The organism is Massilia phyllosphaerae (assembly GCF_034659755.1).
Taxonomy (GTDB): Bacteria; Pseudomonadota; Gammaproteobacteria; order Burkholderiales; family Burkholderiaceae_D; genus Telluria; species Telluria phyllosphaerae.
Genome location: NZ_JAXSQX010000008.1, coordinates 14,272 through 31,894, shown reverse-complemented (window position 1 = coordinate 31,894; position 17,623 = coordinate 14,272). Strand labels below are relative to the sequence as shown.

At 66.4% G+C, this 17,623-nt stretch carries 19 protein-coding genes and 1 tRNA gene; 11 read left to right on the top strand and 9 right to left on the bottom strand.

Annotated features, from left to right (window positions below; translation table 11 throughout):
• Nucleotides 1-6 precede the first annotated feature (6 nt).
• Nucleotides 7-972 carry a LysR family transcriptional regulator gene (locus U1H99_RS25245; RefSeq protein WP_323144434.1) on the top strand — a complete coding sequence of 322 codons (966 nt, stop codon included), beginning with the start codon at nucleotides 7-9 and terminating at the stop codon, nucleotides 970-972.
• Nucleotides 973-1,029: 57 nt separating this feature from the next.
• Nucleotides 1,030-2,166, top strand: a complete 1,137-nt coding sequence (locus U1H99_RS25240; RefSeq protein ID WP_323144433.1) for a branched-chain amino acid ABC transporter substrate-binding protein — start codon at nucleotides 1,030-1,032, stop codon at nucleotides 2,164-2,166.
• Nucleotides 2,167-2,176: 10 nt separating this feature from the next.
• Here the strand turns inward: U1H99_RS25240 and U1H99_RS25235 are convergent, their stop codons facing one another.
• Nucleotides 2,177-3,088, bottom strand: coding sequence for a DUF4886 domain-containing protein (locus U1H99_RS25235; RefSeq protein WP_323144432.1), 912 nt, complete (start codon nucleotides 3,086-3,088; stop codon nucleotides 2,177-2,179).
• A gap of 61 nt (nucleotides 3,089-3,149) precedes the next feature.
• Nucleotides 3,150-4,127: a PEP-CTERM sorting domain-containing protein gene (locus U1H99_RS25230; protein WP_323144431.1), complete on the bottom strand. Its 978-nt coding sequence runs from the start codon at nucleotides 4,125-4,127 to the stop codon at nucleotides 3,150-3,152.
• 287 nt (nucleotides 4,128-4,414) lie between these two features.
• Here U1H99_RS25230 and U1H99_RS25225 point away from each other — a divergent pair, with 287 nt between their 5' ends.
• Nucleotides 4,415-5,140 (top strand): hypothetical protein, encoded by a 726-nt coding sequence (locus U1H99_RS25225; protein ID WP_323144430.1) that lies wholly within the window; start codon nucleotides 4,415-4,417, stop codon nucleotides 5,138-5,140.
• Between the two features lie 6 nt (nucleotides 5,141-5,146).
• Here U1H99_RS25225 and U1H99_RS25220 read toward each other — a convergent pair whose 3' ends face one another.
• The gene (locus U1H99_RS25220) at nucleotides 5,147-5,536 is read right to left on the bottom strand and encodes a hypothetical protein (protein WP_323144429.1); all 390 of its coding nucleotides are present in this window, start codon (nucleotides 5,534-5,536) and stop codon (nucleotides 5,147-5,149) included.
• Nucleotides 5,537-5,726: 190 nt separating this feature from the next.
• Here U1H99_RS25220 and U1H99_RS25215 point away from each other — a divergent pair, with 190 nt between their 5' ends.
• The 3 genes from U1H99_RS25215 (at nucleotide 5,727) to U1H99_RS25205 (ending at nucleotide 9,401) form a co-directional block, all read left to right on the top strand.
• Complete coding sequence (locus U1H99_RS25215; protein ID WP_323144428.1) at nucleotides 5,727-7,733, top strand: beta strand repeat-containing protein; 2,007 nt, start codon at nucleotides 5,727-5,729, stop codon at nucleotides 7,731-7,733.
• A gap of 62 nt (nucleotides 7,734-7,795) precedes the next feature.
• Nucleotides 7,796-8,941 (top strand): MGDG synthase family glycosyltransferase, encoded by a 1,146-nt coding sequence (locus U1H99_RS25210; RefSeq protein ID WP_323144427.1) that lies wholly within the window; start codon nucleotides 7,796-7,798, stop codon nucleotides 8,939-8,941.
• Nucleotides 8,928-9,401 carry a hypothetical protein gene (locus U1H99_RS25205; protein ID WP_323144426.1) on the top strand — a complete coding sequence of 158 codons (474 nt, stop codon included), beginning with the start codon at nucleotides 8,928-8,930 and terminating at the stop codon, nucleotides 9,399-9,401. The genes U1H99_RS25210 and U1H99_RS25205 overlap by 14 nt, the downstream gene beginning before the upstream one ends.
• Here U1H99_RS25205 and U1H99_RS25200 read toward each other — a convergent pair.
• On the bottom strand, nucleotides 9,389-10,150 hold the full coding sequence (locus tag U1H99_RS25200; protein WP_323144425.1) for an HAD family hydrolase: 762 nt from the start codon (nucleotides 10,148-10,150) through the stop codon (nucleotides 9,389-9,391). The two genes, U1H99_RS25205 and U1H99_RS25200, sit on opposite strands and share 13 nt — an antisense overlap.
• Nucleotides 10,151-10,268: 118 nt before the next feature.
• Between U1H99_RS25200 and U1H99_RS25195 the strand changes: the two genes are divergently transcribed.
• The gene (locus U1H99_RS25195; RefSeq protein ID WP_323144424.1) at nucleotides 10,269-10,793 is read left to right on the top strand and encodes a YgjV family protein; all 525 of its coding nucleotides are present in this window, start codon (nucleotides 10,269-10,271) and stop codon (nucleotides 10,791-10,793) included.
• A 39-nt stretch (nucleotides 10,794-10,832) separates the two neighbouring features.
• Here the strand turns inward: U1H99_RS25195 and U1H99_RS25190 are convergent, their stop codons facing one another.
• From U1H99_RS25190 to U1H99_RS25170, 5 genes are all read right to left on the bottom strand, one after another.
• Nucleotides 10,833-11,207 (bottom strand): COG4315 family predicted lipoprotein, encoded by a 375-nt coding sequence (locus U1H99_RS25190; RefSeq protein ID WP_323144423.1) that lies wholly within the window; start codon nucleotides 11,205-11,207, stop codon nucleotides 10,833-10,835.
• Between the two features lie 118 nt (nucleotides 11,208-11,325).
• Nucleotides 11,326-11,832 carry a host attachment protein gene (locus tag U1H99_RS25185; protein WP_323144422.1) on the bottom strand — a complete coding sequence of 169 codons (507 nt, stop codon included), beginning with the start codon at nucleotides 11,830-11,832 and terminating at the stop codon, nucleotides 11,326-11,328.
• A 192-nt stretch (nucleotides 11,833-12,024) separates the two neighbouring features.
• Complete coding sequence (locus U1H99_RS25180; protein WP_323144421.1) at nucleotides 12,025-12,297, bottom strand: DUF4242 domain-containing protein; 273 nt, start codon at nucleotides 12,295-12,297, stop codon at nucleotides 12,025-12,027.
• Between the two features lie 146 nt (nucleotides 12,298-12,443).
• Nucleotides 12,444-12,782 carry a zinc ribbon domain-containing protein YjdM gene (locus tag U1H99_RS25175; protein WP_323144420.1) on the bottom strand — a complete coding sequence of 113 codons (339 nt, stop codon included), beginning with the start codon at nucleotides 12,780-12,782 and terminating at the stop codon, nucleotides 12,444-12,446.
• A 73-nt stretch (nucleotides 12,783-12,855) separates the two neighbouring features.
• A tRNA-Phe gene (locus U1H99_RS25170) sits at nucleotides 12,856-12,931 on the bottom strand.
• A 131-nt stretch (nucleotides 12,932-13,062) separates the two neighbouring features.
• On the opposite strand from U1H99_RS25170, the gene U1H99_RS25165 reads away from it, so the two are divergent.
• From U1H99_RS25165 to U1H99_RS25150, 4 genes are all read left to right on the top strand, one after another.
• Nucleotides 13,063-14,325: an FAD-dependent monooxygenase gene (locus U1H99_RS25165; protein WP_323144419.1), complete on the top strand. Its 1,263-nt coding sequence runs from the start codon at nucleotides 13,063-13,065 to the stop codon at nucleotides 14,323-14,325.
• Between the two features lie 30 nt (nucleotides 14,326-14,355).
• The gene (locus U1H99_RS25160) at nucleotides 14,356-15,078 is read left to right on the top strand and encodes a DsbC family protein (protein ID WP_323144418.1); all 723 of its coding nucleotides are present in this window, start codon (nucleotides 14,356-14,358) and stop codon (nucleotides 15,076-15,078) included.
• A gap of 46 nt (nucleotides 15,079-15,124) precedes the next feature.
• A complete protein-coding gene (locus U1H99_RS25155) occupies nucleotides 15,125-15,706 on the top strand; it encodes a nucleotidyltransferase family protein (RefSeq protein ID WP_323144417.1) in 582 nt (193 codons plus the stop codon).
• A 78-nt stretch (nucleotides 15,707-15,784) separates the two neighbouring features.
• Entirely contained in the window at nucleotides 15,785-17,617 is a 1,833-nt protein-coding gene (locus U1H99_RS25150; RefSeq protein ID WP_323144416.1) for a M61 family metallopeptidase, read from the top strand.
• The last annotated feature ends 6 nt before the right edge of the window (nucleotides 17,618-17,623 follow it).

The window sequence follows — 17,623 nt, the reverse complement described above, 5'->3', positions numbered from 1 at the left end:
GGGCCTATGCGCAAGGATCTCGATTACGGCCTGCTGCATGCCATGAGCGCCTTCGTGCACGTCATGGACGGCGGCAGCTTCACCGCTGCGGCGCAGCACATGGGCATTACCAAGGCCCAGGTGTCGCGCCTGGTGACCCTGCTGGAAAACCGCCTGCAGACCAAGCTGTTGCAGCGGACCACCCGCCGCATCGCCGCCACCAGCGTCGGCGAACGCTATGCCGAACAATGCAAGACCATCCTCGACCTGGTGGCCGAGGCCGAAGGCGAGGCCGGCGGCGCCGCGCACCAGTCGAGCGGCCGGCTGCGGGTGATGAGCATGACCGGCTTCGGCAACCGCTACATCACGCCGCTGGTCGCCACCTATTGCGCGGCGAATCCACGCGTCACCATCGAATACCATTCCTCGCAAGACCCGCCCGACCTGCTGGCCGAAGGCATCGACGTCAGCATCTACCTGGCGCAGGCGCTGCCCGATTCGGCGCTGGTCGCGCTCAGGCTCGGGCGCATGTTCTCGGTGCTGTGCGCGGCGCCCGGCTACCTGGCGCGCCAGGGCGTGCCGCAATCGCCGCAGGCGCTCGCCGGCCACACCTGCCTGCGCCTGGTGAATGCCTCGTTCAGCTCGACCTGGGAACTGGAGCAGGGCCGGCAGCGCTTCACGCTCGACCCCGAAGGCCCGCTGGTCGGGAACACCGTCGAAGTGCTGCTGGACGGCGCGCTGAGCGGCCTCGGCATCGTCATGCTGCCGGCCTACAGCGTGGTCGACGACCTGCGGCGCGGCCGCCTGGTGCAGGTGCTGCCGGACTGGCGCTCGCCCGAGATCGGCATCTTTGCGCTGCTGCCCTCGGGCCGCTTCGTGGATGCCAAGACGCGCGCCTGGATAGCCCTGCTCAAGCAGCACCTGCCGCCGGCGGTCGCGCGCGATACGGCGTATTTCGAGGCATCCGGGGCAGCAAGCCAGGCGAACGACTGATCTTGCCAACATGGCATTACAATCAGGCATCCAACTGAAAACCAAGGGAAGCCTGTCATGCGTCGCTCCATTCTCCTCCCATGCCTGTTCGTCCTCGCCGCCGCGCCCGCCGTGCAGGCCCAGACGACCGTAAAGATCGGCACGGTGTCGCCGCTGTCCGGCTCCGGCGCCCACCAGGGCAAGGACATCGAAAACGGCGCGCGCATGGCGATCGACGAACTCAACGCCAAGGGCACGCCGGTCGGCGGCAAGCAGGTGAAATGGGTGCTGCAGCCCGAGGACGACGGCGCCGACCCGAAGATGGGCACCGCCGCCGCGCAGAAGCTGGTCGACGCCGGCGCCGTGGCCGTGGTGGGGCACCTGAACTCGGGCACCACGGTGCCGGCCTCGAAGATCTACAACAGCGCCGGCATTCCGCAAATCTCGCCGGCGGCCACCACGCCGCTGTACACCCGCCAGAGTTATAAAACCGCCTTCCGCGTGGTCGCCAACGACGGCCTGGTCGGGCGCACGCTGGCCACGTATTCGATCAAGACCCTGCACGCGACGAAGATTGCCGTGATCGACGACCGCACCGCCTTCGGCCAGGGCCTGGCCGACGAATTCGTGAAGGGCGTCAAGGCGGCCGGCGGGGCCGAGCTGGTCAGCCGCCAGTTCACCAACGACAAGGCGACCGACTTCAATGCGATCCTGACCCAGATCCGCGCGCGCAAGCCGGACGTGGTGTTCTACGGCGGCATGGACGCGGTGGCCGGTCCGCTGCTGAAGCAGATGAAGGCGCTCGGCATGGGGGCGAAGCTGGTGTCGGGCGACGGCATCTGCTCGGAAAAGCTGCCGCAGCTGGCGGGCGACGCGCTCGGCAACGACCACGTCCTGTGCGTCGTGGCGGGCGGCGTCACCGGTCCCGAGGAGGCGGCGGCCAAGGCCTTCAGCGACCGCTACCGCCAGCGCTACAAGATGGAACTGCAGACCTACGCGCCCTACGCCTACGACGCCGTGATGGTGTTTGCGCAGGCGATGCAGCAGGCCGGTTCCAGCGACCCTGCGAAATTCCTGCCGGCGCTGGCGAAGGTCAAGCACCAGGGCGTTACCGGCACCATCGCCTTCGACCCCCACGGCGACCTGCTGAATGCCGCGCTGACCCTGTACACCTACCGCGACGGCAAGAAGGTCAAGCTGCAAGTCATGCGCTGATCGGCACCCCTCAGCGCGCGTTCGGCTGCGCCAGCTGCGCGGCGGCAATGCGCTGCAGGGCCATGGCGGTGGCCGGATCGATGCCGAGTTCACGCGCCGCGTGCTCGCTGGCGCCGAGCGAACGCGGGTCCTTGCCGGTGACGGCACCGAAGACGGTCAGCGCTTCCAGGTAATAGCCGTGGACGCTGCCGTGGTAGTTGTCCGGCGCCCACAGGTTGATCTGGCCGGCGGTAATGCCGTCGTACGGGTTCGGATCGGCCAGGCCGCCGGCAATCGCGCGGTTCCAGGCTTCGCCGACCGGAATCACGCCGTCGATCAGGGGCGAGGCGGCGTCGGCGGCATCGTAGCCGTGGCGCACGTCCGTTGCCATCTGGGCGATCGGCTTGCCGTACCAGGCGCCGTCCGGCTTCCAGGTCTGGTCCGCACGCGACCAGGTCGCGGTCAGCATCACGCGCACCTTGGGGTTCTTGTCGTGGAAGGCTTCGGCCAGCAGGCCCGAATATTTGATCAGTATCTCCGGATTGCCGGGCCGCTTGGCGTCGAGCGTGCTGTAGCTCTGCAGCAGCACCAGGTCCCAGGCTTTCGCGATGGTGCCCAGCTTCTTGTCGTAATGGTCGTGCAGGCCGGCGCCGGGGATGGTTTCCAGGCTGACGTCGTAGTGCAGCCCGGCTTCCTCGGTGAAGGTCTTGAACAGGGCCGGCACGCCGCCGATGCCGGCGCCGTTCAGGTCGGTGACCGTGTCCGGCCGGTAGGCCTTGACCGACGGCGCCGGTGCGCCGGCGGGGTCGCCGTAGGTGAAACTGTTGCCGACGAACAGGACGGTGGTGGCAGGCGCTGCGCCGGCGCCGGCAGTGAGGGCGGCGAGGGCAGCGCCGCCGAGCAGGCGGCGCACGGGAGGCGGGACAGTAAGGTGGGCCAGCATGATGGTCCTAGTGAAAGTTACAAACAAGTATTCCGCCTGCCGGCCGTTTTGTCCAGCCGGATCAGCCGCGCGGCGCTTTGCGGCGGCGCGCCACGCACATCAGGCCACCCAGCGTCAGGAACATCGCCACTGTACCCGGTTCCGGCACTTCGGCGGCCAGCTGCTCGGATGCAAAGCGCTGCAGTGCGGCGGCATGCGCGGCGCTGATGCCGAGGTCGCGTGCGACGGTGTCGCCGGCGCCGAGCGAGGTCGGGTCGAGGCCGGTGATGCTGCCGAACATGGTCAGCGCTTCCAGATAGTAGCCGTAGGGGCTGGCATGGTAGTTCTCCGGCGCCCACAGGTCGATCTGGCCATCGCCGATGCCGTCGTACGGGTTGGCGTCGGCCAGGCCGCCGGCGATGGCACGGTTCCAGGCCTGGCCGACCGGGATCACGCCGTCGATCAGGTCGGACGCGGCGTCGGCGGCGTCGTAGCCCTTGCGGATGTCGAGCGCCATCTGGAAGATCGACTGGCCCAGCCACGGGCTATTGGTCCGGTAGGTGAGGTCGGCGCGCGACCAGGTCGCGTCCAGCAGGATGTTCACGTCCGGGTTGAGGCTGTGGAAAGCTTGCGCCAGCAGGCCGGAATACTGGATCAGCTTGGCGGGATCGCCGGGCTTCGCGGCATCCAGCGTGCTGTAGCTCTGCATGACCACCTTGTCGTAGGGGGCGAGTATGGTGTCCAGCTTGGTGTTGTAGTGGGTGTCGAGGCCGACGCCGGGAATGGTTTCCAGGCTGACCTTGTAATCCAGGCCGGCCTGGACGGTCATGGCCTTGAACAGGGCCGGGACGCCGCCGATGCCGGAGCCGTTCAGGTCGGTGACCGTATTCGGCTGGTAATACTGGACGGTGGGCGCGGCGCCGGCCGGCTCGCCATAAGTAAAGCTGTTGCCGATGAACAGGATGGTCGTAGTGGCCGAGGCTGGTACAGCAACAGCGCCGAAAGCCAGGCCGGCAAACAGGGCGGTGCCGAGGCGGCGCAGGGTACGAGGGGTGTGCATGTTGTCTCCTGATAATTTAGATTCCCGCGCTCTCAAGATGAGGCGAAGTCGTCTCTCATGTGCAAATTTCATGCCTCGCGACCGGTTCTCCTGGATGGACGGGCTTTGTTCAAGGCGCCGCCGATTGAGGTTGCGGAAATTTGTAAAAATTACCGACACTCGAAAGACAAGATATATCGTCAATGTGTAAATACGAAAAGTTACATTTTGGCAGCATGTTCGTGTGCTAACGTTGGCGCTGCCGCACGGCCGCTACACTACAGCTTGCATGATGACCTGGAGTGAATGTGCGCTACCTGGATTTCAGTTCCTGGCAGGCGGTCCTGACGACCTTCCTCAGCCTTGCCGTGTTTACCCTGCTCGGCGTCGGCATTCGCGTGCTGATGATGCAGACCGTGCAGCAGCGCCGCGAGCGCATGAACCGCCAGATCAACGAGCGCCTGCGCACGCTGATCTCGGCCTACCGCACGCTGGGCGGCTCGTTCACCGGCCAGCTGACGGTGGACCCGACCCACCTGCGCGAGCTGCGCATGGCGCCGCCGGCGGAGGTCGACGAAGGCCGGCTCGACGCGGCCCGGCCTGACGCGGCCCGGCCTGAGGCGTCCCTCACCAATTCCGACCGCGCACGGCGCATCCGCGACGCGGTCGAAGCGGCCCTGGCCGACATCCTGCTGCTCGGCACCGAAGAGCACTGCCGCCTGGCGGCGCAAGCCGCGCGCGACATGGCGGCCGGGCGCCCGATCCACACCGCCGACCTGGTGATCTCGCTGCGCAGCTTCGTCCGCGAAGCGCTCGACCTGGGGCCGCTGCCGGAGGATGCGCGCGTGCCGCTGCAGGGGCCGACGCGGACCCAGGGGAGTGGCGGCGGACGCGCCAAGGGCGATGGCGACAAGGGCGGCGGCGGTAAAGGCGGCGGTGGAGGAGGTGGAGGTGGAGGAGGTGGGGGCGGCATGGAGGGCGGCGGTGCCGGGATCGACCTGGGGCACCACGGCGCCGACCCCCACGCCGGCTAGCAGCGCTTATTTTGGCTGCGTATTCTGCTCGGCAATCAGCTTGGCGACCGGCGAATCGGCTTTCACCGGCTCGATCAGGAGCACCTGCCGGCGGCTGATCAGCATGCGGTCCGGCTGGTGCGGTTCGGCGCCGCGCTTGACCAGCACGTTGGCGACCGCGCGTGTCTCCGGGTTCTGCCGGGTCTGGACGTAGAACACGTCGCGCAGCGACAGGTAGTCGCCGGCAGCCTCCAGCCGGCCGAAGTACAACTGGCCGTTGATCAGCGCCACCGACTGGTAGGCGCTGCCGGTATCGGGGACCTTGCCGTGCTGTGCCGTCTGCCAGCCGATCCAGCACAGGGCCGCCGCGATGACGGCGAGGGCCAGCGCGATCGTGCGCACGGCGAATGTCTGCATGTCTGCTCCGCTTCGGTAGGGAAAGTGCGGCGCAGTGTAGCAGGAAGGGATTCTCGTCGAATAGCCCCATCCCGCGTAACTGAACAACATCGTTTTCGGGTCATTTCGTTGTCATAAATATAGTCTATGGTTGTCGCTACACTCCATGGATGATCTTATGTCACGTTCGGCGCCGCTATTCCAACCTCTGTTGTTCAAACCCCTTGCCCTGGCATTGGCACTGGCCCTCGGCAGCGCCGGCGCCTCCGCCACCCCGTTCCTGATCACGACGCCGAGCACCGCGGCGCAAGTCCTCGGCACGGCCGGCGGCGAAACCGGCACCGTCGCGCAGGGCGCTTCGCTGACCGTGGCCGGCTCGACGGTGGCGGTGGGCATCACCGGCAACAACGCCGTGTTGAACAACCTGGGCAGCATCGTCCAGACCGGCAGCGGCCGCGCGATCCGCGACAACCGCGGCGTGAGCGGGCTGGTCGTCAATAACGGCAGCAGCACCAACCGCGCTGCGCTGATCCGCACCGCGGACGCCGACGTCATCCAGATGAACGTGCCGGCCGCCAGCGTCACCTTGAACAACTACGGCACTCTGCTGTCGCTGAACGCGTCCAACGGCGGCGCGCAAGCCGTGGATTTCGCCTCGGTGACGGGTGCGAACGTGGTCAACAATTACGCCGGCGGCGTGCTGCAGGCGAACGAAGCCGACGCCGTCCGCCCCGGCGCCAACGGCGTGGTCAACAATGCAGGCACGATCCGCTCCAGCGCCGCTACTGGCGGCGGCAGCGACGGCGTCGACGGCCAGAACAACAGCGGCATCGTGGTCGCGAACAGCGGCCTGATCCAGGGCGGACGGCATGGCATCACCGGCGGCCAGCTCGACAGTGCCAGCGCCTTCAGCATGACGGTGACCAACACTGCCGGCGCGACCATCGCCGGCAGCAACGGTTCCGGCCTCAACATCGATGGCTTCAATGGCCGCCAGGTGCTGACCGTGGTGAATGGCGGCACCATCGTCGGCGCCGGCGTCAGCGGCGACGGCGACGGCATCGACGTCGACGGCATCGCCAACATCACCAACAGCGGCGTGATCCGTTCGACCAACGCGGTGGAGCCGGCGTCCGCCGGCCTGGCCTACAGCGAAGGCATCAGCGTCGGCGGCGGCCGCATCGTCAACAGCGGCACCATCGAAGGCCTGGTCGCCGCCGGCAACGCCAATGCGGTGGGGCGCGGCATCACGCTGGCCGGTAACGACATCGCCGGCGGCGCCCAGGCCGGCACCCGCGAAGGCCTGTACGGCAACGCCGCCATCGTCAACCAGGCCGGCGGCACCATCCGCGGGCAAAGCGATTCGGCGATCGTGGCGGTGGGCGCGGCCAGCGGCTTCACGGTCACCATCGACAACAATGCCGGCGCCCTGATCCTGGGTGGCGGCAGCGCCAATGCCGCCATCAAGGCCGGCGCCGACAACACCATCGTCACGAATGCCGGCACCATCGACGGCAGCAGCAGCGGCAAGGCGATCCAGATGGGGAGCGGCACCAACCGCATCGTGATCCAGGGCGGGGCGGCGCGGGTGCTGGGCGCCATCGACGGCGGCAGCGGCAGCACCGGCGTCGTCATCGATGCCGGCGCCGGCCATGCCTTCGCCTACGCGGGCGCGATCTCGAACGTGAACAGCGTCGAAATCCGCAGCGGCGACGTGACCCTGTCCGGCAAGAGCAGCTACGGCGGCGCCACGATCCTGAGCGGCGGCGCGCTGACCCTCGACGGCGCCGACCGCATCGCCGCCGACAGCGCGCTGGTGCTGGCCGGCGGCCTGCTGAAACTGGGCGGCGCCGGCGGCCAGGGCTTCGCCAGCCTGTCGCTGACGGACGATTCGGGCATCGACTTCGGCGTCGGCGGGCTGACCTTCGGCGGCCTGGGCGAGATCGCCGCCGGCAAGACCCTGGCCTTGAGCGGCATCCTGGGCACGCCGGATTACCTGCTGCGCTTCGCCGGCGACCTGGCCGGCGACAGCGCCTTCCAGGCCTTGGTGCGCGCCGCCAGCACCGACCGCTTGCCGCTGCGCGTCAGCTTCGACGGCACTTATACCAGGGTGAACGTCAATGCCGGCGAGGTGCCGGAGCCGGCCAGCGTCGCGCTGGTGCTCGGCGGCCTGGGCCTGCTGGGTGCGATGGGCCGGCGCCGCAAACAGCCGGCCTGACCGGCATTGCACAGCGCGGCCGCCGGGGAGTCTGCATGAGGGATAGTGGCATACGGGGCAGCATGGGCGCGAAAAAAATCCTTCTGTTGAGCGTGCCGGCCGGCGCCGGCCACACCCGGGTCGCCGAGGCGATCCGCGCCTACGCGGCCGGGCAGGACGAGCTCGAGGTTACCCACCTCGACGCCACCGCCTTCGCCACGGCGCGCCTGCGCACCGCCTACACCGGCCTGTACCTTTATCTGGTGCGGCGCGCGCCGGGCCTGTGGGCACGCCTGTACCGGCTGACCAACCAAGCCCGCCCCGACGGTGCGCTGCACCGCCTGCGGCGCCGCGTCGAACGCCACGAGAGCCGCGCCCTGGTCGCGAAGATCGCCGCGATCCAGCCGGACATCGTCGTGTGCACGCACTTCCTTCCGGCCGAGCTGCTGTCGCACGAGATCGCGGCGGGACGGCTCGCCTGCGCGCTGTGGGTGCAGGTGACCGATTTCGACCTGCACCGCATGTGGCTGCACCCGCACGTCACCGGCTACTTCGCGCCCAACGAGGAAGTGGCCTTCCGCATGCGCGCGCAGGGCATTCCGGCGCAGGCGGTGCACGTCAGCGGCATCCCGACCATGCCGGCGTTTGCCTGCCTGCCCGATCGCGTGGCGTGCGCCCGTGCGCTCGGCCTCGACCCGGCGCGCATGACCTTCCTGCTGATGGGCGGCGGCGCCGGCCTCGGCGGTTTGAGCGGGGTCGCGCAGGCGCTGCTGGCGCTGCCCGGCGACTTCCAGCTGATCGTTTTGGCGGGAAAAAATGCCGAAGAACTGGCGGCGCTGCGGCGCCTGGCGGCGGCGCATCCTGGCCGGCTGTCGCCGCAGGGCTACAGCGACCGGGTCGAGCGGCTGATGGCCTGCGCCGACCTGGTCATCACCAAGCCGGGTGGCGCCACCAGCGCCGAATGCCTGGCGCTGGGCTTGCCCATGATCGTGCATGCGCCGATCCCGGGCCAGGAGGAGTGCAATGCCAACTTCCTGCTCGAACAGGGTGTGGCCCTGCAGGCGCATGCGCTCGACACCCTGGCCTACCGGATCCGTCACCTGATGGACCATCCCGAACAACTGGAGGCAATGCGCATTCGGGCCCGTTCCCTGGGCCGCCCGCATGCGGGCTTGCGCGTGCTCGAGACCGTCCTCCGGCAACATGAAAGCGAAGATGCACGTATTTGAATTGTCTGTCATTGGCCAGCTGGTCTCGACGCTGGCCGCGGTGCTGGTGCTGGCCTACCTGTTTGCGCGGGTCGAAGTCGAAATCGAGGGCGATGCCGGCTGGGCCGCGAACCTGCCGACCTGGCGCATCGAAAGCCACCCCTTGCTGGATATCTTCTGGGGCGGCCGCGCCATGACCGGCTATCACCTGTGGATGTTTTCCTTCGTCGGCCTGTGCTTCCACTTCCCGTTGTTCTTCATGGGGCAGTGGTCGCTGCCGCTGGAAGCCCGGGCGCTGGCTTCCATCATGCTGTTCTGGATCGCCGAGGATTTTCTCTGGTTTATCGTGAATCCGGCTTTCGGCTGGCGCCGCTTCAAGCCGCAGTACGTGACCTGGCACAAGCGCTGGGCGGGCGGCGCGCCGATCGACTACTGGATCTTCGGCGTGCTTGCCGTCGTGCTGCTGGTTTACGCGTTCTGAGTTGCGCCTTCCGCGCCGGCTTCTCGGCCGGATCCCAGGTCGAGCGCGTGGCGAACACGGCGGCACAATTCGCCGGAGGTGCGCGAGATCACTTCGTTCGGGATGTCGAACTTGGTGGTCAGCCGGTCGTGGTCCTCGAAGCCGTACGAGACCATGAACGGGTGCATGCCGGTGCCGATCGCCGCCCTGAAATCCTTGTGCTCGTCGCCGCAGATGTAGGCGCGCGCCGGATTGATGTCGAACTGCTCGCGGATCGCGCGGAAATGGCTGGTCTTCTTTTCGCTCAGCGGGATGTGCACGAAAAAGTCGAGTGCATCGATATCGATGTCGTGGCGCGCGAACAGCTGGCGCAGCGTCACCAGCGGCTCGTTCGTGATGTTGCGGGTGACCATGCCGACCATGACGTCGGGTGTCGCGATGAGTTCCCGGACCAGCTCGGGAATGCCGGCATACAGGCGCGCTTCCTCGCGATACACCTCGGTCAGGCTGTCGACCAGCTTGGCACGGCTGTTCTTGCGCAGGTTCTTCTTGATGATCGACGGGAATTCCTTCAGGCCGCCGAGATACTTCAGCAGGTGACGGCGTTTCTGGAAACTGGTCTCGTCGCCGATGTCCAGGCCGTGCCGCGCGAAGGCTTGCCGGATTGCCGCAAAGGCATCGATGGTGGTACCGTCGGCGTCGAGGATCAGCAGCCGCTTGTTGGTCTTGTATCCGCTAATGTACTCGTTCATGTACTCGCTGTTGGACATGGATGCGCTCTTGGCCGAGGTGGTGCTTGCGAGCTTGCCTGAGCCATATGACCGGGCTGTGACAGGGCGGCTATAATGCCTCCCCCAGGCCGCTTCCTGTCTTTTTCCAACGCTGTCGATGACGATCGATTGGTTCTCGCCGGCGCAATGCGTCGGTTATATTGCGTTCGTGCTCGGCGTGACGGCCTTCATGCAAAGGGATGACCGCCGCTTCAAGCAATACATGGCGGCGGAATGCTTCGCCTACATCGTCCATTTTGCGCTGCTCGGCAATCCGACCGCGGTTGCCAGCTCGACCATGTCGCTGCTGCGCTCGGTGCTGGCGCTGCGCACGCGCGCGCTGTGGGTGGCGCTGGTCATCGTTGCCGCCAACATCGCCCTCGGCCTCGCCCTGGCCACCAGCGCCGCCGCCTGGCTGCCGCTGGCGGCCTCCTGCATCGGCACGCTGGCCCTGTTCCTGCTGCGCGGCGTGCCGATGCGCCTGGTCATGCTGTGCGGGACCTTCCTGTGGATCGGCAACAACCTGATGTCGGGTTCGGTCGGCGGAACCGCGCTGGAGACCGTGATCGCGATCGTCAACATGCGCACCATCTGGCTGATGGCGCGCGAAGAGAAACGGTTGCGGGCGACTCAGGCGGCCTGAACACTAACGCCGACGAACGGCGATGCCGCCTGCCGGCGCTCAGTCGGTCACGGCGTGCCAGGCATTCATTGCCTTGTCGCCGCTCTTGTCGCCCGGTTTCTTGTCCTTGACGAAGGTGTACAGCGGCTTGCCCTTGTAGGCCAGCTGCTTGCTGCCGTCCTCGCGCGTGACGGTGGAATAGGGCGCTGCCGGCTGCGCCTCGGTTGCCGGCACCGGCGGCCAGTTCTCGGCGCAGCGGCCGGTGCAGGCGCTCTTGCCGCTGTCGGCGCTGTCCTTGGCGAAGGTGTAGACCGTCATGCCCTTGGCATCGACGAGGACGCCATCCGCTTTCTTGAGCGGCGCCTGGGCGGCGGCGAGGAGGGGAAAGCTGAGCAAGCCCAGCAGACAGGCAAGCGCGGGAAGGACTGGTTTCATGGAGGCTCCGGTCAGCGTTCAATGCACACAGCGTTTGGACTGCTCTGCCATACCCGGGTTCCCATCGACATGCCATCCGCAGGCGGCATGTTGACGGGGATCGTGCTCGATATTTAGCTCAATGCGACTTGGCCTGCTGCTCGCGCAGTTGCTCACGCAATTGCTGCGGGTTGGAATGCGTGTAATCCTTGTTGACTTCCAGCTTGATCAGGGATTTCAGCTGCGGATCGAAGTTGGCGCGCAGGGTGCCCAGGAATTCGGGCGACGCCACCACCACCAGCTGCTTGTAGCGGCCGTCGCGGTGCGCCTCCAGCAGGTACTGCGAAATATCCTTGGCGAATTTCTCGGCTGCATGCTGGGCCGGGGTCTGGGCTGGCTGGTATTGCTTGTTGGGTGCGCCTGCCTGGCCGTTGTGCGCAGCGCCCGTGCCCTGGGGGTTGCCGATATTGTGGCTGCTGCCACTGGCCGAGGTCGGGCCGAGCCTGTCGGTTTCGGTATCCGCCGTACGCAGGTGCGCGACGGAATTCACCATGTCATCGAGTTCTTGCAATGGTTCAGCGGAATCGGCTTCGGAAAAGAACCTTGCCCGGCCAGCATTGGCCGCAATAATCCAGGTTGTTTGCATATTACCCCCTGTCAAAAACGTGAACGTGGTTGGCCACGCTGCAAACGAGCGCAGCCGCTATGGACCGGCAATCGCCTGTGGCAACATCATCGCCGTGGCGAAATGGTTACAACTCAGTATAGCCCGGGTTCACGATTGGCCGGCGCACTGGCGTGCGCCGGCCCGGCGGCAGAGGGATGGCTCAGTGATCGCTCAGTGATAGAAATAGGGTGCCAGCACCGATACTTCGGTAATGCTGTTGACCGGCAAGCCATTGCGTTCGGCAACCTGGCGGATGGCCTCGGGCGTGGGCGCATCGTAGATGCAGAAGGTGCGGGTCTTGTCGCCGCTGACGTAGGAATGGACCCAGGTGACGCCCTGTTCGCTGTTGGCCTGGACAATCTTGCTCAAGGCTTCTGCCCCGGTCGCGTCGACCGGGACGTTGAGGCCATCCGGAAAAGTGCGTTCAACCATATAGCGTGGCATGTCTTGTCTCCTTGTAATGGGAAGTGAGGTTCGCCCAGGACGCAGCGTGCCGGATCGTTCCGGCCGGGCGCGCTTCGTGCATGACCGGAATTACAAGTTAGACCATAAATATGCGGGGTGCAATGCTGAGCTGCAGCAAACGCCGGTCACGCCTTGCGCACGAATTCCGTCTTGAGACTCATCGCGCCGAAGCCGTCGATCTTGCAGTCGATATCGTGGTCGGCGTCGACCAGGCGGATGTTCTTGACCTTGGTGCCCTGCTTGATGACGCCGCCGGAACCCTTGGGCTTCAGGTCCTTGATGACGGTGACCGTATCGCCGTCCTGCAGGATCGTGCCGGACGCATCGCGCCAGACCCGGCCGGCTTGGGGCGCGGCGGCCTGCACCGGCCACTCGTGCGCGCATTCGGGACAGGCGTATTGGCCGCTGCCGTCTTCATAGGTATAAACGGACTGGCATGCGGGGCAGGGCGGCAGGGTGGACATGGGGGGAACCTTGAAAACAAAAACGCCACCCGGAGGTGGCGTCTTGCAGGCAGCGCAGGTGCTGCGGAATTCTTGGTGGCCCGGGGCGGAATTGAACCACCGACACAAGGATTTTCAATCCTCTGCTCTACCAACTGAGCTACCAGGCCAAGAGAGGCATGATTATAGCCAGCGCTTCCCGCACCCGCAAGTCCTGTCAGGCAATTTTTTCATGAAAGCGTCCGATCAGGCCGTCCAGCCCGGCGAAAAGTGCGCGCAACGAAGGGGCTATAATGGTGTCATGACCACACAAATCACTTCCACCGCACAAGTGCGCAATAGCCGTAACGAGCTTCGCGGTAGCGACCGCCGCAGCAGCGACGTCTGCATCGTCGGCGACGGCGCGATTGCCAAGACCGCTGCCCTGGGCTTGTCGCAGGCCGGACACAGCGTCACGCTCCTGACGCCGCCGCGCCGCCCCGCGGCCGTGGCGGGCGAGGCTCCCTGGGACGTGCGCGTGTACGCGCTCAACCATACGGCGCACGAACTGCTGTCCTCGCTGAAGGTGTGGGGCGCGCTCGACCTGGCGCGCGTGGCGCCGGTCGATGCGATGGACGTGCATGGCGACGGCGAGAACGGCGGCCAGCTCGGCTTCGATGCCTTCGGCGCCCACACCGGCACGCTGGCCTGGATCGTCGAGGACAGCAACTTGAACGCGGCGCTGGATGCCGCGCTGCGCTTCGCCCAGAACGTCGAGGTGGTCGGCGGCCGTGCCGTCCGGCTGGCCTGCAGCACCGACGGTGCCCGCATCGAGCTGGAAGACGGCAGCCACATCGACGCGCAACTGGTGGTCGGCGCCGACGGGCGCGAATCCTGGGTGCGCGGCCAATGCGACATCGGCATCGATTACCGCGCGTATCACCAGCGCGCGATCGTCGCCAATTTTTCTTGCGAGAAGCCGCACCACAACGTCGCCCACCAGTGGTTCACCTGCAAGGAAGGCATCATCGCCTTGCTGCCGCTGCCGGGCAACCAGGTGTCGCTGGTGTGGTCGGCGCCGGACACCCTGGCCGACACCATCATGAACGAATCGCTGGGCGAGCTCGCGATCCGCCTCGGCGAACACGCCGACGACAAGCTCGGCCTGCTCAAGCCGCTGCAGCCGGAAGCGGTGAAGGCGCTGCCGCTGGCGCTGGTGCGTCCGCATGCGGTGACGGCGCCGCACGTGGTGCTGATCGGCGATGCCGCCCACGTGGTGCATCCGCTGGCCGGCCATGGCATGAACTTGGGCTTCGGCGACATCGTCGACCTGCTGGAAGTGCTTGGCGCACGCGAAGCGCACCACGGCATCGGCGACGAGCGCGTGCTGGCGCGCTACGCCCGCGCGCGCAAGGAAGATGTGTTGCTGATGCAACTTGCTACCGACGGCCTCGAGCGTTTGTTCAGTACTAACCTGGAACCGTTGCGCGTGGTCCGCAATTTGGGCTTAAACTTGCTGGATAAATTGCCTCTGGTCAAGCGTCGTTTGATTGCCCATGCACTCGGCAACCCGGCCGGCAAATAATTTCCACATACCGTCATTAGGAATTCAGTCATGTTCAAAACCAAGCTCGCCCTCTTGCTGGCGACCGGCCTGATCACGTCCTGCGTCGAGGCGCAGAACTCGGTCGAGGCGACCATCAAGAAGAACATCGAGCCGCGCCTGGGCGGGGCCAAGATCGAGTCGATCAAGGAAACCCCGTATTCTGGCCTGTACGAGCTGCGCGTTGCCGGCGACATCATGTACACCGACAAGAAGGGCGAATACCTGGTCATCGGCCATGTCTACGATGCCAAGACCACGCGCGACCTGACCAGCGAACGCATCCAGGACATCAACAAGATCAAGTTCTCCGATCTGCCGCTGAGCTCGGCGATCAAGCAGGTCAAGGGCGACGGCAAGCGCGTGATCGCCGTGTTCGAGGACCCGAACTGCGGTTACTGCAAGCGCCTGCGCCAGACCACGCTCAAGAACCTGGACAACGTGACGGTCTACACCTTCATGTACAACATCCTGTCGGACGACTCGTTCGTGAAATCGAAGAACATCTGGTGTTCGCCGGACCGCGCCAAGGCCTGGGATGACTGGATGATCAGCGGCAAGGCAGCGCCGGCGGCCCCCGCCAGCTGCGACACCCCGAACGACAAGATCGTGGCACTCGGCCAGCAACTGCGGATCACCGGCACGCCGGCGATCTTCTTTACCGACGGCAGCCGCATCCCGGGCGCGGTCGACCTGCCGACGCTCGAGAAGAAACTGCAGTCGATCAAGCAGTAATCCCGCGAGCATGGGCGCCCTCGGCTCTGCGCCGGTTGGAATCCTGATGGCCGCGGGCAGGGGACGGCGCTTCGATCCTGCCGGCGCCCGCAACAAGCTGCTGCAAGTGCTGCCCTCGGGCGACCCGCTGGTGGTGGCCGGCGCGCGCAAGCTGCTGGCCGTCATGCCGCGCGTGGTCGCGGTGGTGCCGCCTCTTGACGGCGGCGTGGCCGCGCTGCTGGCGGGGCTGGGCTGCGACGTTACCGTGTGCGCGGATGCGGACAGCGGCATGGCTGCGTCGCTGGTGCACGCATTGCACTATTCGTTGCGTCATTCCCCGTCCGCTGCGGGCGGAGCGCCGGATGCCTGGCTGGTGGCGCTGGGCGACATGCCGCATGTGGCACCGTCCACCCTGGCCGCATTGCGCGACGCCCTGGCCGCCGGCGCGCCGATCGTGGCCCCGGTCCAGGATGGCCGGCGCGGCAATCCGGTCGGCTTCGGCCGCGTGCACCTGGACGCGCTGCTGGCACTGCAGGGCGACCAGGGCGCGCGTCGCCTGCTGCAAACCTGCCCGGTAACCGAGGTGGCGGTGCAGGATCGCGGCATCTTTCTCGATATCGACACGCCCGCCGACTTGTCCACGGTGTGAACGATCCATGGCGTGAACTCGCTCCGGCTGAAGAATCCGATTACACTTGGGCGTATCGGAGAGAGTTTGTTCACAAACATGAAAAAAGCCAAACAAAAAAACCCAGCGGCAGTCCAGTACACCATCGTGCCCAAGGATCTTGCCGGGCACCTGTTCACCGTCACCGTCACGGTCGCCGCCCCGGCCAGCGAGGGCCAGGTCTTCGCGCTGCCGGCCTGGATCCCGGGCAGCTACATGATCCGCGAATTCGCCCGCAACATCGTGCGCATCCGCGCCGAGTCGGGCGGGCAGGCGGTGCCGTTGACCAAGCTCGACAAGCATGCCTGGCAGGCCGCCCCCGTCGACGGCCCGCTCAGCCTGCACTATGAAGTGTATGCCTGGGACCTGTCGGTGCGCGCCGCCCACCTCGACCAGACCCACGGCTTCTTCAACGGCACCAGCGTGTTCCTGCGCGTGCTGGGCCAGGAAAACACGCCGCACCAGGTCGACATCCAGCGTCCGGGCGACCCGGCGGCCAGCGACTGGCGCGTCGCCACCTCGCTGCCCGAACTGGGCGCCAAGCGCTACGGCTTCGGCACCTACATCGCGGCCGACTACGATGAACTGATCGACCACCCGGTCGAGATGGCCGATTTCGCGCTCGGCACCTTCAAGGCCCATGGCGTCCAGCACGACATCGTGATCACCGGACGCGTGCCGAATCTCGACATGGCGCGCCTGCAGCAAGACCTGAAAGCGATCTGCGAAGCGCAGATCGCGTTCTTCGAGCCGAAGACGAAAAAGGCGCCGATGGAGCGCTACGTGTTCCTGACGATGGCGGTCGGCGACGGCTACGGCGGCCTCGAACACCGCGCCTCGACTGCGCTGATCTGCGCCCGCGCCGACCTGCCGACCACGGCCGCGCCGAAGACCGCCGAGCCGAACGAGGGCTACACCAAATTCCTCGGCCTGTGCAGCCACGAATACTTCCACACCTGGAACGTCAAGCGCATCAAGCCGGCGGTATTCGCGCCCTACGACCTGCAGGTCGAGAACTACACGCCGCTGCTGTGGCTGTTCGAAGGTTTTACCAGCTATTACGACGACCTGATGCTGGTGCGCAGCGGCATCATCAGCGAAGCGACGTATTTCAAGTTGCTGGGTAAAACCGTGGGCAGCGTCCTGCGCGGCAGCGGCCGCACCAAGCAGAGCGTGGCCGAGTCCAGCTTCGATGCCTGGAGCAAGTATTACCGCCAGGACGAGAACGCGCCGAATGCCATCATCAGCTATTACACCAAGGGTTCGCTGGTCGGCCTGGCCTTCGACCTGACGATCCGGGCCAAGACCGGCGGCGCCAGGTCGCTGGACGACGTGATGCGGGCGCTGTGGGAGCGCTATGGCCGCGACTTTTACGAGGGCGGCGGGTTGGGCCAAGGACGGGGCGTGACCGAGAAGGAAGTCGAGGCCCTGTTCGACGAAGTCAGCGGCGTGCGCCTGAAAAGCATTTTCGAGCGCTACATCCGCGGTACCGAGGACGTCCCGCTGGCCAAGTTGTACGCGCCCTTCGGCGTCAAGGTCAGCGACGAGCGCAAGAACAGCAAGCCCTCGCTCGATGCCGGCATCGGCCGCGACGCCGGCGGCGCCAAACTGACGCAAGTCCACGAGGGCGGCGCGGCGCACCAGGCCGGCCTGTCGGCCGGCGACATCGTGATCGCCGTCGACAGCCTGCGCGTCAACGGCAATCCGTGCAACCTGGACAGCCTGTTCGCGCGCTACCGCGTCGGCGACAAGGTGACCGTGCACGCCTTCCGGCGCGACGAGCTGATGCGCTTCGAGGTGACGCTGCAGGGCGACCGCGTGCCGGGCATCACGATCGCACCGATGCCGGGGACGCGCAAGACGCAGGGCTTGCTGCGGCCTAGCACGGGCTGAACATCG